The following is a 15,244-nucleotide window of genomic DNA, read 5'->3' as shown; positions in this document are numbered from 1 at the left end:
CTCTAGCGAGTCTTCGGGTCGGCGCCCACGGCCGGCTGCCCTGCGCCCTCAGAGCCATGCCGCGGATCCAAATCCCCGGTATCGGCTGGCGCCCAACGCAGCCGGCCGTTGTCCGTGGCCGGGCCGGCTTGGTCGTCGTCCGCGTCTTCCGGATGCACATGTACGGTCGCGGTCAGGCCTACTGCCAGCGGCAGCTTCTTGGGCGCCCGGTCGAAAGTAATGGTCACCGGCACGCGCTGGGCCAGGCGGACCCACTGGAAGGTCGGGTTGACCTGCGGCAAGTTGCGCTCGCCGGGGGCGTTGTTGTCGACGGCGATACCGCGTCCGATGCTCGCCACATGGCCTTTGAGATGGGTATCGCCAGCCATGAGGGTGATATCGGCCGGATCCCCTACCGCGATCCGGGCCAGCTTGGTCTCTTCGAAATAAGCCGTCACTCGGAATGTCTCGACGTCGACCAGGGTCATGGCTGAGGTGCCCTCGGTCGCGTAATCGCCCTGATCGAGCAGCAGATGGGTCACATAGCCATTGACCGGTGAGCGCACGGTGGCCCATTCGAGATTCTGGCGGGCCTGGGCAAGCTGGGCCTTGGACTGGGCCACCGAAGCACTGGCCGATTCGGCGTCGGACTGGGCCTGTTGCAGGTTCTGGGTCGACACCCCGCCCGGCGGCAACCGCTCCAGCCGTCGGGCATTGCGCTGGGCATAGTCTTCCCGAGCCCGGGCCTGGGCCAGCGAGGCCTCAGCCTCAGCCACCGCATGCTTGAAGCGGATCGGCTGGATTTTGAATAGCAGATCGCCCTTATGGACGTAGCTGTCGTCAGCGACCGCCACGTTGGTCACGGTGCCGGACACCTCGGGGGCGATATTGACTACATCGGCCTGGACACGCGCGTCCCGGGTCCAGGGGGCATAGACATAGTGCTGCCATGCGAACCAACCCAGGACTGCAGCGATCGCCACGACCACTAACGTGGCGAATACCCGGGACGTGGTCTTGAGAACATTTTTAGAGTTGGGCATCAGTCTTTTTCAGATTCTCGCGAAAGGATAGGCGGCGCATCGACGAGCCCTATTCATGGGCCGAGCCAGAGCAGCAACAGCGACAGCACGATCACAAAGACCGCTGCCCCGGCCAGGGCCGGGTGCCAGAACAGGCGATAGGCACGCAGACGCAGCAGCACCCAGCGCAGCATGAAGTAGATCACGGCCGCGCCTGCCAGAAACGCCAGAAAGATCGGCAGATAAATACCGCCGATGGCGATCATTTCAGGTGACATGGTTGGCCTCTCCCAACTGCATCTGGTGCGGATCGGTATGCTCGCGTGCCTGCCCGTAATCGACCAGCGCCGCGGCGAGCAGTTCTGCCGCCACCGCTGCGCGCACGCCGTAGCGCATGCGCTGCTGGGGTTCGAAGCCGAGCGCCTGCTCCAGCAGCTTGCGCCCTAGCCGATTGGCTTCGACCTGGGTTTCGAGCACCTGCTCGATCGATGGATAGCCGCGCTTGAACAACGACTCGAGCCGGACCAGCAGATCATGGATTTCGGTCCGGGTCGCGCCGTCGAAGCCGGCACGGTCGGCCAGCACTCGCAGCGAACGGGCTTCCAGACCCATATTCACGGCCGCGAACGCCGCCTGGCGCGCCGACACATGGAATTCGCCCTGATCGGCCGCTACCGGCAGCTTGATCAGACGATCGTAGATGCGGGTTTCGAAATGCTCCCGCGGCTCGGCAAAACCTCTCGACAATTCACCGAAGATGCCCGCCAGTCGGTCACGCAGCACTTTCCGGGGATCGACCGGCAGCACGATCGCGAACGCCACCAATGCCAGCCCGACGGCGAGTTCGGCGCCGAGGAATGTTTCCAGGAAACTGGTCAGTGTCTGGCGGGAATCGTTATCCGGATGCACCAGCAGCGCGAAGATCACCAGCCCCACTCGTCCGATCAGCGCCATACTCGGCGTGGCCATGGCCAGACCGGCCACGAACACGAACGGCAGGATCCCCAGCATCAGCATGGCGAAACTGTTGGCATGCGGCAGAATGCCGAAATTGACCACGAACGCGGCCGCACCAGCACACAGCCCACCGATACCAAAGCCACGCGCGCCTTTCGACGGGTTGTCGGTCAGCGCGAACAACGTGGTCAAAACCGATAGCAGGACCATAGTACCGGCCAGCGCCGGATCGTCGTGCGTGGCCCAGATCGCCGCCCCAGAACCCATAGCGGCAGCCGCCCGGATCGTGATCTTAACCGACTCGGCAACCGGCACCGCGAAAGAAAATTCGTTGCCACTCGAGGTGCGCCGCCTGCCGGTACCGCGTTCGGCGAGCAACATGCTGTGCTTGATCACCGCGGCGCGCATGCGATTGGCCAGGTCCAGCGCACGACTGATAACCACCCAGTCGACCACCGAGCGTTGGCGCCGGGTCTGCTCATCGCCGCGCCGAGCCTCGGCCAATACGTCATCGTAGGCCTCGCCGAAGGCCTTGGTAATCTCACCGGTATTGCTTGGATCCCGCTCCAGCAACTCGGCGGCCCGGTCCAACGCCTTCAACGGCGCCCGGTTGACTCTATCGCCGAGCTTGCCGAGATACACCTGCAACGAAGCCATCGCACTCACGATCGACAGCAACTCATAGTCCAACCGGCGAGCCAGACGGTTATATTCGGAAAAACCGGGCGCATCGAAGCGCGCGTATTGCCGGGTCTGCTCAAGGGTCAGTGTTTTCTCGACCAGCGCATGCAGCTGGGGATGCGGCGTATCGGGATTGTCGTCGCCTTCATGCTCATCGGGCGCCCGATCCAGTACCCGAAACTGGCGTCCGATCGATTTGAGCGCATCAATCCGCGCCAAGAAATATTTCTTGGCAGTGACGCTAGGGGCGAGTAATACACTCACGAAGGCCGCGACCACGGCGGCCAGCGCAGTTTCAGCCGAGCGGGCCACGGCCACCGAGAATACCGTGCTCGGGTCGTCCATCGAGCGCACGCCGATAATGACCGTGACATAGCCGGCCAGCACGAAACCGTAGGACATGTTGTTCCGGAACAGACTCGCACAGAACACCATCGCCGCGACCCAGGCGATCATGGCCACCGAAAACATCGTATAGCTCTGGGCAAACAGCGCGATCAGCAGTACCGAGACACAGCCGGCAACGAAGGTGCCGGCCAGACGCGCGAACCCACGCACCACCAAAAAGCCGGGCAACGGCTGAATCAGGATCGCGACATTGATGAATGCCCAGTAGGCATTATCGAGCTGCAGCCAGAATGCCAGCCATAGCGATAACGCCACCGAGACACAGCAGCGTATGGCAAAGGAGATGTTCTCTCCACTGGGGGCGAATAGCCAGGCAAGGCGCGACATGGGGGCCATTATCCTTTGCACAATGCAATGGGGCCACCCCAAACGCTCAATCAACGGCTATGCGATACCCGCGAACGCTCGAATGAACAGGCAAAAAAATACCGGCCGACGCGAAGGCGCCGGCCGGAAGCCGCGATTGCACCGACGATAATTGGGAAGAACAGCGCGGGCGCATTGGAGGAGAACAACACGGCGCAAAATCGTCGATGCAATGCCTATTTAGCAATGTTGATGCCAACTCAGCCGAGCCGCTCTAAAAAATCGCGATATATTTTTATTTTTCATTTTAAAACAGCTGCTTATAAGCCGACACAAAAGCCGGTCCAGACGCTTAGCGGCTCACGGCCAAAGCCACACCCTGGCCACCGCCGATGCACAGGGTCGCCAGACCACGCCGGGCCTGTTGGCGACGCATTTCGTGGAGCAACGTGACCAGAATCCGGCAGCCCGATGCACCAATCGGGTGCCCGAGCGCGATCGCGCCGCCATTGACGTTCACCCGATCGCTCGGCCATTCGAGCTGTCGGTTCACGGCGATTGATTGTGCTGCGAAGGCCTCGTTGGCCTCAACCAGATCCAAATCCCCGACCTGCCAGCCGATCTTGCCGAGACACTTCTGAGTGGCCGCGACCGGGGCAATACCCATGAGCGCCGGATCGGCGCCGACCGTAGCATGGCCACTGATACGTGCCATTGGCTCGAGCCCCAATGCGGCACAGCGCTCGGCCGTGGTGACCACTACCACCGCAGCACCATCGTTCAGGCCCGACGCATTACCGGCCGTTACACTGCCATCGCGGGCAAAGGCCGGATCGAGCTGGCCCAGTTTGTCCGCGCTCATCCCCGGACGCGGCATTTCATCGCGGGCGAAGGCGATGGCCTCCCCGGCTTTCTGGGGCACATCGATGGCCGTAATCTCATCTTCGAAGCGGCCATGTTTTAAAGCTTCCTCTGCCCGCTGCTGGGACTGCGCCGCGAACTCATCCTGCTCGGCTCGCGAAATACGGTATTTCTGAGCCACATTCTCGGCGGTTTGGCCCATGTGATAGCCGTTGAAGGCATCCCACAGACCATCCCGGATCATGCTGTCGACCAACGTCCAATCGCCGAGACGATGACCGGTACGTGACCCGGGCAACAGATGCGGCGCCTGGCTCATCGACTCCTGGCCACCGGCAACCACCAGCTCGGCGTCGCCTAGCGCAATCATCCGGGCCGCTTCGATGACTGCCGTCAGACCACTGCCGCAGACACGATTCGTGGTCCGCGCGGGCACGCTCTCCGGCAGTCCGGCATAAATCGCCGCCTGGCGGGCTGGATTCTGTCCGGCACCGGCGGTCAATACTTGTCCGAGAATGACTTCGTCGACCGCATCAGGCGCGATCTCGTGTTCGGCCAAGGTCGACCGAATCAGGTGGGCACCAAGGCGGGCCGCGGACAGCCCGGCTAGAGTACCGGATAAACGACCTATGGCGGTGCGTTGCGCGGCGGCGATCACCACATCCTGGGGCATGACGGTTTCCTTGAACCGATCCGGGAACGATCACCGGATCTTTACGTTGCACTGCACCATAAGGCTAACAAAAAAAAGGCCGGCACCGGCGGGCACATAAGCGCCACGGCCGGGCCGGCCACCCCCTAATCGTATCCCGCGTTTCGGCTAGGAGCCGCGGGCCTGCAGTTGTTCGAGAATCTGCGGATTCTCAAGCGTCGATACGTCCTGCGTCACTTCATCGCCCCGAGCAACCGTACGCAGCAATCGGCGCATGATTTTGCCCGAACGGGTCTTGGGCAGACCGTCAGCAAACCGGATCTCCTCAGGCTTGGCGATCGCACCCAATTGTTCCGCCACCCAATTACGCAAATCTGATGCCAACTCGTCGTTACCATCCCCAGTCTTGAGAATGACGAAGGCCACGATCGCTTCGCCTTTAACATCGTGCGGGCGCGACACCACCGCCGCCTCAGCCACCGAGGTATGGGCCACGAGCGCAGACTCGACTTCCATCGTGCCGAGCCGGTGCCCGGAAATATTCACGACATCGTCGATGCGGCCCAGGATGCGGAAGTTGCCTTGTTCGTCGCGCTGGGCAGAGTCGCCGGCTACGTAAGTATGCGCATCATACATGCCGAAATAGGTCTCTTTGTAACGCTCTGGGTCGTTCCAGATCGTTCGCAGCATGTACGGCCAGGGTTTCGTGACGACCAACACGCCACCGGAACCGGCTTCGGTCACCGGCTTGCCGGATTCGTCGAGAATCTCGGCCGAAATCCCCGGCAATGGGTGGGTCACGGAGCCCGGTTTGGTCTTGGAATACGAGGGTAGCGGCGTAATCATGTGGCCGCCGGTCTCGGTCTGCCACCAGGTATCGACGATCGGGCAGCGTTCATGACCGATCACCTGTCGATACCACATCCAAGCCTCGGGGTTGATCGGCTCGCCGACCGTACCGAGGATGCGCAGCGAATCCAGGGCATGCCGCTGTGGATATTCGTCGCCATGCTTCATCAAGGCTCGAATTGCGGTCGGTGCCGTATAGAAGATCGTGACCTGATGGGTATCGACCATTTTCCAAAACCGATCCGGCTCGGGATAGGTCGGCACGCCCTCGAACATGACCTGGGTTGCACCACAGGCGGTCGGACCATAGGTGATATAGGTATGGCCGGTGATCCAGCCGACATCGGCCGTGCACCAAAACACATCATCGTCGCGCAGATCGAAGACCCAGCGACAGGTCACGATCGCGCCGAGCAGATAACCGCCTGACGAATGCTGGATGCCCTTGGGCTTACCAGTCGAGCCAGAGGTATAAAGAATGAACAGCGGGTGCTCGGCATCCACCCATTCCGGCTCGCAGGTCTCGGCCTGGCCATCGATGGCATCGTGCCACCACAGATCGCGGCCGGACTGCATGCTCACATCGGTGCCCGAACGCTTGAGCACGATCACTTTGTCGATCGACTCACAGCCCTGGCTCAAGGCCTTGTCGGCCACATCCTTGAGCGGGATCAGCTTGCCGCCGCGATAATTGCCGTCGGCGGTGATCAGCATCTTGGCTTCGGCATCGTCGATGCGATCGCGCAGCGAAGGCGCCGAGAAACCGCCGAAAACTACCGAATGGATCGCGCCGATACGGGCACAAGCCAACATCGCGATCGTCGCCTGCGGCACGTTCGGCAAATAGATGACGGCCCGATCGCCCTTGCCCAGACCGTTGGCTTTCAGGGCGTTGGCGAAACGACAGACCCGGGCGTGCAGCTCCCGATAGCTGATGTGCTCGACTTCGCCGTCGTCGGCCTCGAAGATGATCGCAGTCTGATCACCGCGCGTGTCCAGATGACGGTCGAGGCAGTTGTACGACACATTGAGCTGGCCGTCGGTGAACCATTTGAAAAACGGCGCATCGGTCGAATCCAACGTCTGTGTGAACGGCTTGTGCCAATCGATGTGCTTTTGCGCCTGATCGGCCCAAAAGCCTTCATGGTCGCTATTCGCCGCATCGTACAACGCCTGGATATCGTCTGGCTTGAAGGTGGCCTGCTCTACGAACGAACGCGGCGGTTCAAAAACCCGATCTTCGCGAAGAACCGATTCGATTTTGTTCTCTGACATGGTTATGTGACTGCCTGCCCGTAAACTTTCAGCCAGCATACGTAATAGCCCGAGGGTCATGCATCCGACGATAGACGTATGCACAAAAGCTTATCGCTTCAGGGGTCTCAGCCGATCAGAGGCCAGCGGGACATCCGCGCCGTCGGGCGCTCGTAGCGCTTAGCGACACGGCCGAGCCGGCCCGTGAACACCAATCGGCCACTTCGGGACGCCGAGACCCGCCGACCCGAGAATCGACAGCATCCCAAAATACCACTCACCCAGCCGACGCTTCGGGCCAGGCTTATCGAGGCATCCGTGGTACCAGCGCTGCGCTGGCTTCAAGCCGGCATGGTCTGCTGAGAGCGGGCGCGCATCGTGGCCTGCCCACGGGCTCGCAACGCCACGACACATCAATGCGCCAGTGGGCTGGGCAAGACGCCCGTTTGGCCCGGCGTCTACGACTGGCCATACGCGACGGCCGACGTCTGAAACGCGGCCGCTTGCGCCCTACGCCTTGGCGTAGAACGGTGATGCGAGGCTCGGGCAACGCGACAGCCGATCAGTAGCCACGAGGCGACCAACCACACCTCGCGCCATGCGGCCGTTGCCGGCTTTGAACGTGGGCCCGCTACGCTCGGCGGCCTGCGCCTTGCCTGACACCATGGGCGGGCGTCATGCGACGACCCGCCCTAACCCATCACTTTCGAAGGACCATCCTGTTTCTGTGGTTCAACGCTGTGCGGCTGCAACGTCAGCCGACAGATTCTTCTTGATCTGAATGGCGTTGTAGACGTTCGGACCCTGCTCCGGCACTTCGGGGCCGATCAGGATCTGCAGTACTGTTTCGTAGCGCGTATCGCTGACGATGTTGCTGCTATAGCCGATACCGGTACCCCAGTACGGATAGCCCCAGCCATAGCCTACGCTGGCCGTCGGCCCGAAATCGGTGGTTTCGGTGACCGGCGAAGTCTGTTGCGAGGTGAGCTGGAAACGATCGGCGCCATGCGACAATGCCACGTCCGCAGCCCGATACAGCGCGAAATTTTCGACGGTTTCACGGGCCGTATTGTCGTCGCCGGCAAAACTCACCCGGAAATGCTGGGAAGTCAATTGGGTATCGCGGTACCCGAAATCGCCTGGCTTGGCCGCCGGTCGATACACCGGCCCCGAGGCACAGCCAACGAGCATCAGGCAGATCAACGCGGATCCAAGTAAACGCTTAGTCATGGTATTCATATCGTTTTCCACCGAAGATCGGATGCACCGGGACGATGGGATCTACGTTCACTGTAACCTGAGACCACGTCGGCGCGCTGCGGTTCAATCCTAGTCTATTTAAGTTGCCCACAACCAAAAAGCGTGCAACTCTCAACCCCCATTTTCGATATCAATCGGTATTGCTATGAGCGTCGACAAAGTTCTTTATGAAGCCCAGGCCACTGCGACCGGCGGCCGCGATGGGCGGGCCTATAGCGACGATGGCCAGCTCGATCTACAGCTTGCGACCCCGAAAGCCCTGGGCGGCGCCGGCGGCGACGGCACCAACCCCGAGCAGCTGTTCGCGGCCGGTTATTCGGCCTGTTTCATCGGCGCCCTGAAAGTGGTGGCCTCGAAGCAGAACATCCAGTTACCGGACGATCACAAGGTCGTTGGCCAAGTCGGCATCGGTCCGTCTGGCGAGGCGTTCGGCATCACGGTGACGCTCAACGTCTCGCTGCCGGGCATGGATCAATCCACTGCCGAAGACCTGGTCGATCAAGCTCATCAGGTCTGCCCCTATTCCAATGCAACCCGCGGCAATATCGACGTCACCCTCAACGTGAACGTCTGAGCGCGTCTTGCCGCCCGGCGATCGTTCGCCGGGCGGCCGATCAAGGCTCTTCGCGCTCGGGGCGTCCCAACTCATAGAGTACGGCCGTGACCAGCACTGCCGGCATGACCGCGGTCAATAAAATGACCACCTCGCCCAAGTTGGCCGCCAGCGCCGCCCGCACCACGCCGATCACGATTACCGCCAGAACCAGGCCGGCCGCAACGATCATCGCCCGTCGCGCCGCTGCCGAGCGCCGCATGACTCCAATCCCGCCGGCCAGTACCACCACGCCGAAAATCATCATCGCGGCCAGGACCGCCGTTCTGAGCGGTAGATCCGGCGGATCGAACCAGAACATGAAGCCGGTCAGGCCGATCATCGTGCCGACGGTGGCCAGAATAAAGCCGAAGATTCGATGTAGGAGAACAGTATTCATCGCCGCTGCTCGCTGTTCTTAGTTGCGCAGCCGACCCTGGCTACGCCAGTACATCAGCAGGATGAAGCCGAAGGCCATGCCGCCCAGGTGTGCGAAATGAGCCACGCCGGCATCGGTACCGGTGACTCCGAAAAACAGTTCCAAGGCGCCATAGCCCAACACGAAATATTTGGCCGGCATGGGGATCGGCGGGATCAACAACATGACCCGAACATTCGGAAACATCATGCCAAAAGCCAACAGGATACCGAAAACGCCGCCCGAGGCACCGACGGTCGGCGTGATGGGGCCACTATCGACGAACGACACCACAATCAGCTGGGTAATACCGGCCCCGATCACGCAGACCGTATAAAACAATAAGAATCGAGCCTGCCCCCAAACCTGCTCCAATACCCGGCCGAACATCCACAGGCCGAACATATTGAAGAACAGATGGAAGAAATTGGCATGCAGAAACGCATAGGACGCCAGCTGCCAGGGAGCGAAACCGACACTGGTACCAGTGCCGCCGACCGGATAGTTCCCCAGCGGCCAGAGCGCGAAATGCAGAATCATGAGCTGCGGATCGTAAATCCGCAGCAGGAACCCGATACCGTTGGCGATCAACAGCCACTTGATCATCGGCGGTACGGAAGACAGAGCGAACGGATTCGAGCGCATTGATCAGCCAGCTGAGGGCACAAAGTACTCAGGATAACTGATCGAGCGGGGTTCGCCGGCGATAAAAAAACCCGGCGTCTGCAACAGACGCCGGGTTTGGCCTTCGGCCCGAAGTGTGGCTAGTCGCGCATCAAGTGCAAAAAGTGCAGATGCTTTTCGTACTGGTCGAGGATATCCCCAATCAGCTGGGTCTTGGTATAGCCCACCACGTTGTACTGCTGGCCACCTTCGCGCAGATACACTTCAGCACGGAAATGGCCGCGCTCGCGTTTGTTGCTCTTGCGTTCACGCAGGCCACCGATCGCGAACGACGGCGCCGCGAAGCGCCGGGCACGCACGCCGTAGACGAAGTCGATTTCGGCGCCGTGGTCGACGTCGATGTAGCAACGATCGTCCTCGATATTGACGTTGGCATCGATATCGGTCTCGCCGAACTTGGCCGCCACATCGTCCATCGCCGGCTTGACCGTGTCCTGTAGGAACGACTCGACCTGGCTGCGCTGCGGCGAGGACACCAGTGTTTCCAGCCGACGCTGCCAGTTGCCGCCGCCGCCCGAGGCCACGTTGGACGGTGTATTCATCATATGTCGCATCGAATCCTGCTTGATCGCCTCGACCGACAGCGATTTATACAGACCGAGCGCCATGATCAGAATGATGATCGTGAACGGCAGCGCCGAGGCCAGCGCCGCGGCCTGTAGCGCACCGATACCACCGGCCAACAACAGCACGATCGCGACCAAGCCCTCGGACACGGCCCAGAAAATACGCTGCCAGACCGGCGCTTCCTCACCATCCTTGGCGGTCAGGATATCGATGACCATCGACCCAGAGTCCGACGAAGTCACGAAGAAGGTCACGACCAGAATGGTGCCCAAGATCGAAGTGACCCAGGTCAGCGGGAAGTATTCAAGGAAATGGAACAGCGCAGTCGAGACGTTGTCATCAACCGCCCCGATCAGATCGGTCGCGCCCTGGACCATAATCATATGCAACGCGCTGTCGCCGAAAGCGCTCATCCACAAGAAGGTCGCACCGACCGGTACCAGCAGCACACCGCAGACGAACTCGCGGATCGTACGACCACGCGAGACCCGCGCGACAAACATGCCGACGAACGGCGACCAGGAAATCCACCAGGACCAATAGAACAGCGTCCAGCTGCTCATGAAGCTCTGGGTATCTTCGCCCCCGGTATAGACGTAGGAGTTAAACGTCATGTCGGCCAGCGACGAAATATAGTTGCCGACGTTCTGCGTGAACGACTGGAAGATATAGAGTGTCGGGCCGAGCACGATCACGAACAGCAGCAGCGCAGCCGCGAGCCACAGATTGAACTCGGAGACCCGGCGGATGCCGGCATCCAGACCGAAGACCACTGAGGTGGTGGCGAGGCCGGTGATGATGCAGATCAGCACGATCTGGGTGAACATCGAGTTCGGCACATCGAACAAAAAGCTCAGCCCTGAGGCGACCTGCTGTGCGCCCAGCCCCAGCGAGGTGGCTACGCCGAACAAAGTGCCGAACACCGCCAGAACATCGACCGTGTTGCCGATCGGCCCGGATATACGCTTGCCGATGAACGGGTACAACGCCGAACTGATGCGTAGCGGCAGGTCCCGGCGAAAGCCGAAGTACGCCAGCGCCAGCCCGACCACGGCATAGATCGCCCAGGCATGCACCCCCCAGTGGAAGAAGGTGATCCGCATCGCCTCTTTCGCAGCGACTGCGGTATTGGCTTCCCCTTGCGGGGGATTGCCGTAGTGCATCACCGGTTCGGCGACGCCATAGAACATTAAGCCGATGCCCATGCCGGCCGAAAACAGCATGGCGAACCAAGACAGGTACGAGAAGTCAGGCTCGCTATGATCCGGACCGAGCTTGAACGAGCCGTACCGCGACACGGCCAGGACCACGCAGAACACCAGATACACCCCGACGGCCGCCAAGTACAGCCAGCCAAAAGTGCCGATCAGCCAGGACTGTACGGCGCTGAAGAACTGGTTGGCGAGGTCCGGCCACCCGGCCGCGAACACCACCAGCAGGGCGACCACAATGACGGATGGAAAGAATACAGGCGGGTTGATCCCGGCTTCAGTTGGCTGCGTCTCGGTTTCGCTCATTCCGCGTACACAATGATGTTGTGGCGGCCGTTATAACACGCCTGTCGAACCTCGCTGGCTAGCCGGGAACGCTCGCTTGTCGTAGTCTCATTACCGGGCCTGCGCCGCCATACGGCGCGTCAGGGGAGGATCTGGCCCGGTCATTGCAGCGCGAAAATCGGGTCGCGCGCTACAGCCGACGCGCTCGATTTGCGCCCGAAGGACCGAAACCGCGCGCCGGGGCCGACCCGACCGACGGGCCAGACCAGTACAAGCCGGAGCGGTTAACGGCAGACGAATCAAAACGGGAGCATAACCTTCATGTCCCAGATTAAGACTTACTTGAAAACCCATACTAACCCCCCGGTATTCCTCATATCGGGCGGGTTGCTCATTCTGATGGTGGCACTGGCCAGCATCTTTCCACAGGGATTTTCCAGCGTCGCCAGTGCGATCCAAAGTTTCATCGTCACCTATTTCGGCTGGTTCTATATCATCAGCACCACGATCTTTCTCGTGTTCGTGCTGTTCATCGCCGTTAGCCGCTTCGGTAATCTGCGCCTCGGAGCTGACGACTCGAAGCCGGAGTTCGATCCTTGGTCATGGGTATCGATGATGTTCACCGCTGGCATGGGCATTGGCCTGGTCTACTACGGCGTCTCCGAGCCCCTGCTGCATTTCAAGAATCCGCCGGAAGTCACCGCCCAGACTCCAGCAGCCGCCGAATCGGCGATGAACTACACCTTTTTCCATTGGGGGCTGCACCCGTGGGCGATCTATATCGTGCTCGGCTTGGCCCTGGGCTATTTCGCCTATCGTCGCGACCTGCCACTGAAGCCGGCTTCGGCGTTCTACCCGTTCATCGGCGATCGCATTTACGGCCCGATCGGACACTTGATCGACATTCTGGCGGTATTCGGCACCCTGTTCGGCCTGGCCACCTCGATCGGGCTGGGCGCCAGCCAAATCTCGGCCGGCCTCGGCCAACTCTTCGGTTTTGCAGACGGGCTGACGACCCAGCTGCTGGTGATCCTGGCAGTCGAAATCGTCGCGATCACCAGCGTCATGCTCGGCGTAGACGCCGGCATCCGGCGCCTGTCGGTCATCAATATGTGGCTGGCTATCGGCCTGGCGATATTCGTCTTTCTGGTCGGGCCGACACTTTATATCCTCAGCTATCTGGCTACCGATACCGGCTATTACTTCCAGCATCTGATCCATACCAGCCTGAACATCTTCACCGACGACAAGGGCGAGAGCTTTCAACAGACCTGGACCCTTTTCTACTGGGGCTGGTGGATTTCCTGGTCGCCGTTCGTCGGCATGTTCATTGCCCGTATCTCCTACGGCTACACGGTGCGCCAGTTCATTCTGGGCACACTGTTGATCCCGACCGGCGCTTCGATGGTTTGGTTCGTGATCTTCGGCCGCACAGCGCTCGACTATGTCATGGGCGGCAACGCCCAGGCCCTGCTCGATGCCAATTCGGCCAACGCGATCTTCGTACTGATGGATCAGCTGCCGGTACCGTGGATCATCGCCAGCATTGCGTCGGCCCTGGCCATCGTCGTGGTGACGCTGTTCTTTGCCACCTCTTCGGACTCGGGCTCTTTGGTGGTCGATATCCTGACCAACGGCGGCGACCCGAACCCGATCTGGCAGCAACGCCTGTTCTGGGCAATCATGGAAGGTGCGGTCGCGGCCGTGTTGCTGGTTGCCGGCACGCTCGGCGGCGGCGATCCGCTATCGGCGCTGCAAACGGCAGCGGTGACCTCCGGACTGCCGTTCTGCCTGGTGCTCGTCATCATGTGCTTTGCCCTATACAAGGCCATGAATGAAGAATCGTTACCGGGGCGTATGAGCAGCAGTCCGCGCCGCCGCGACGCCTAATTCCAATCGACTGTCATCGATCGACCCGGCCCCGAACCCTGGGGCCGGGCTTTGCACAACTCTTTGGAGGCTTCCATGGCCGACAATCCCAAGGTTCCCAAGTCCAAGCACAACCCGTTCCGGGGCTTTCTCGATGTGATGAGCGAGATGAACCGGGCCCAGGAAGAATGGATGACCCGTGGCCACTCCGGCAGCGGCGGCGGCCGCTCGCATGCCGCGGCCTATGTCCCACCGGCCGATATCTACGCAATCCACAACGATCTTTACGTCCGCTGCGAACTGGCCGGGGTACGCCGCGAGGATGTCTCGGTGACTGTAGCCAGCAACGTGCTGACCATTTCAGGGGAACGCCACAGCGAACTCAACGACGACGAAGTGCTCTACTACACCCGCGAGCGGGTCTATGGTGCCTTCCGTCGTTCGATGATCCTGCCCGATGGGGTCGACCAATCGGATATTACGGCCTCGGTGCGCAACGGTCTGCTTGAACTGCGGGTCGCTGGTGGCGCTGCGACCAAGCCCCAGAGTATCGAGATCGTCGACGAGAACGACGACACCTGAGGACATCGCAAATAGCCCTAGCAAAGACCGTCGACAACTCGACGGTCTTCTGGGGGCATGGCCAGCCGGTACTGGTAATACGGGCTTCGGCGTTAGAGCCCGGCGCCTTCGCCGAACCGATCGCCGAAAACGAAATCCGAAATTGGGCGCCGCTCGCGCGGTTTGCTGTCGCGCGCCAGCAGATTGGAATCGCCCATCCCGCTCTTGTCGGCATAGCCGATCGCGAGTGCCGTCAGCGCCTCGGCGTTCATCGGGATCGAGAATTCACTGCGTGCGGCTTCCGGATCCAGACCGATCATCTGATGTACCGCCAGCCCACGGGCCGTGGCTTCACTCAGCAGATTGCCGACCGCCAATCCCAGATCGTGCTCGGCCGCCTTGTTCGCATTACCACTGGCCACGAACTCCCGAACTACGGTGCCTAGCACCAGTACCGGTGCGCGCTGGGCCCACTTCTGATTCGGTTCGGCCAGACAGCCCAGAATCCGCTGGTGCACATCGCCGCGGCCACGGATGCCGAGCACGAACCGCCAAGGCTGCTCGTTATAGCTCGACGGCGCCCAGCGCGCCGCCTCGAACAAACAACGCAGATCTGCGACCGGCACCGGCGCTTCGCTGAACACATAAGGGCTCCAGCGCACGGCCAGGAGATTCTGGATCGGGTGGTCGACGTCGGCGATCTTGTGCATGGCGTAGAACTCCGTTGACTTGCAAACAAAAAAGCCGGCGCACCGCGCCGGCCGTCGGTCGTCTCATATTGGCATAGCCAGCGCCTTGCCGCGGCGCCGATGCCTAGCGGCCTGGCCC

The 15,244-nt window shown here is 61.1% G+C and carries 13 protein-coding genes; 3 read left to right on the top strand and 10 right to left on the bottom strand.

Features of this window, described 5'->3' with window-relative positions:
• Positions 1-2 precede the first annotated feature (2 nt).
• The 6 genes from V5738_RS01780 to V5738_RS01755 all read right to left on the bottom strand — a co-directional run bounded on the left by V5738_RS01780 (position 3) and on the right by V5738_RS01755 (position 8,208).
• Entirely contained in the window at positions 3-1,022 is a 1,020-nt protein-coding gene (locus tag V5738_RS01780) for an efflux RND transporter periplasmic adaptor subunit (RefSeq protein WP_423822686.1), read from the bottom strand.
• A gap of 53 nt (positions 1,023-1,075) precedes the next feature.
• Complete coding sequence (locus V5738_RS01775) at positions 1,076-1,279, bottom strand: DUF1656 domain-containing protein (protein ID WP_423822685.1); 204 nt, start codon at positions 1,277-1,279, stop codon at positions 1,076-1,078.
• Positions 1,269-3,374: an FUSC family protein gene (locus V5738_RS01770; protein WP_423822683.1), complete on the bottom strand. Its 2,106-nt coding sequence runs from the start codon at positions 3,372-3,374 to the stop codon at positions 1,269-1,271. Before V5738_RS01770 ends, V5738_RS01775 begins: the two co-directional genes overlap by 11 nt.
• Before the next feature lie 331 nt (positions 3,375-3,705).
• The gene (locus V5738_RS01765; RefSeq protein ID WP_423822682.1) at positions 3,706-4,887 is read right to left on the bottom strand and encodes an acetyl-CoA C-acetyltransferase; all 1,182 of its coding nucleotides are present in this window, start codon (positions 4,885-4,887) and stop codon (positions 3,706-3,708) included.
• 147 nt (positions 4,888-5,034) lie between these two features.
• Positions 5,035-6,990, bottom strand: a complete 1,956-nt coding sequence (acs, locus tag V5738_RS01760) for an acetate--CoA ligase (RefSeq protein WP_423822681.1) — start codon at positions 6,988-6,990, stop codon at positions 5,035-5,037.
• 711 nt (positions 6,991-7,701) lie between these two features.
• The gene (locus V5738_RS01755) at positions 7,702-8,208 is read right to left on the bottom strand and encodes a CC0125/CC1285 family lipoprotein (protein ID WP_423822680.1); all 507 of its coding nucleotides are present in this window, start codon (positions 8,206-8,208) and stop codon (positions 7,702-7,704) included.
• A gap of 166 nt (positions 8,209-8,374) precedes the next feature.
• Here V5738_RS01755 and V5738_RS01750 point away from each other — a divergent pair, with 166 nt between their 5' ends.
• On the top strand, positions 8,375-8,803 hold the full coding sequence (locus tag V5738_RS01750) for an organic hydroperoxide resistance protein (protein ID WP_423822679.1): 429 nt from the start codon (positions 8,375-8,377) through the stop codon (positions 8,801-8,803).
• Positions 8,804-8,843: 40 nt separating this feature from the next.
• Here the strand turns inward: V5738_RS01750 and V5738_RS01745 are convergent, their stop codons facing one another.
• The 3 genes from V5738_RS01745 to V5738_RS01735 all read right to left on the bottom strand — a co-directional run bounded on the left by V5738_RS01745 (position 8,844) and on the right by V5738_RS01735 (position 12,007).
• Positions 8,844-9,221 (bottom strand): hypothetical protein, encoded by a 378-nt coding sequence (locus V5738_RS01745; protein WP_423822678.1) that lies wholly within the window; start codon positions 9,219-9,221, stop codon positions 8,844-8,846.
• Between the two features lie 18 nt (positions 9,222-9,239).
• On the bottom strand, positions 9,240-9,884 hold the full coding sequence (locus V5738_RS01740; RefSeq protein ID WP_423822677.1) for a rhomboid family intramembrane serine protease: 645 nt from the start codon (positions 9,882-9,884) through the stop codon (positions 9,240-9,242).
• A 119-nt stretch (positions 9,885-10,003) separates the two neighbouring features.
• Complete coding sequence (locus tag V5738_RS01735) at positions 10,004-12,007, bottom strand: BCCT family transporter (RefSeq protein ID WP_423822676.1); 2,004 nt, start codon at positions 12,005-12,007, stop codon at positions 10,004-10,006.
• Between the two features lie 300 nt (positions 12,008-12,307).
• Between V5738_RS01735 and V5738_RS01730 the strand changes: the two genes are divergently transcribed.
• Both V5738_RS01730 and V5738_RS01725 read left to right on the top strand, forming a co-directional pair.
• Positions 12,308-13,876, top strand: coding sequence for a BCCT family transporter (locus tag V5738_RS01730; RefSeq protein WP_423822674.1), 1,569 nt, complete (start codon positions 12,308-12,310; stop codon positions 13,874-13,876).
• Positions 13,877-13,951: 75 nt separating this feature from the next.
• Positions 13,952-14,437: an Hsp20/alpha crystallin family protein gene (locus V5738_RS01725; RefSeq protein ID WP_423822673.1), complete on the top strand. Its 486-nt coding sequence runs from the start codon at positions 13,952-13,954 to the stop codon at positions 14,435-14,437.
• A 92-nt stretch (positions 14,438-14,529) separates the two neighbouring features.
• Here V5738_RS01725 and V5738_RS01720 read toward each other — a convergent pair whose 3' ends face one another.
• Positions 14,530-15,126, bottom strand: a complete 597-nt coding sequence (locus tag V5738_RS01720; RefSeq protein ID WP_423822672.1) for a nitroreductase family protein — start codon at positions 15,124-15,126, stop codon at positions 14,530-14,532.
• Positions 15,127-15,244: the final 118 nt, after the last annotated feature.

Source organism: Salinisphaera sp. SPP-AMP-43 (assembly GCF_049568105.1).
GTDB lineage: Bacteria > Pseudomonadota > Gammaproteobacteria > Nevskiales > Salinisphaeraceae > Salinisphaera.
Note: the sequence above shows the minus strand (reverse complement) of the source record. Positions and strands in the feature narration are given on the sequence as shown.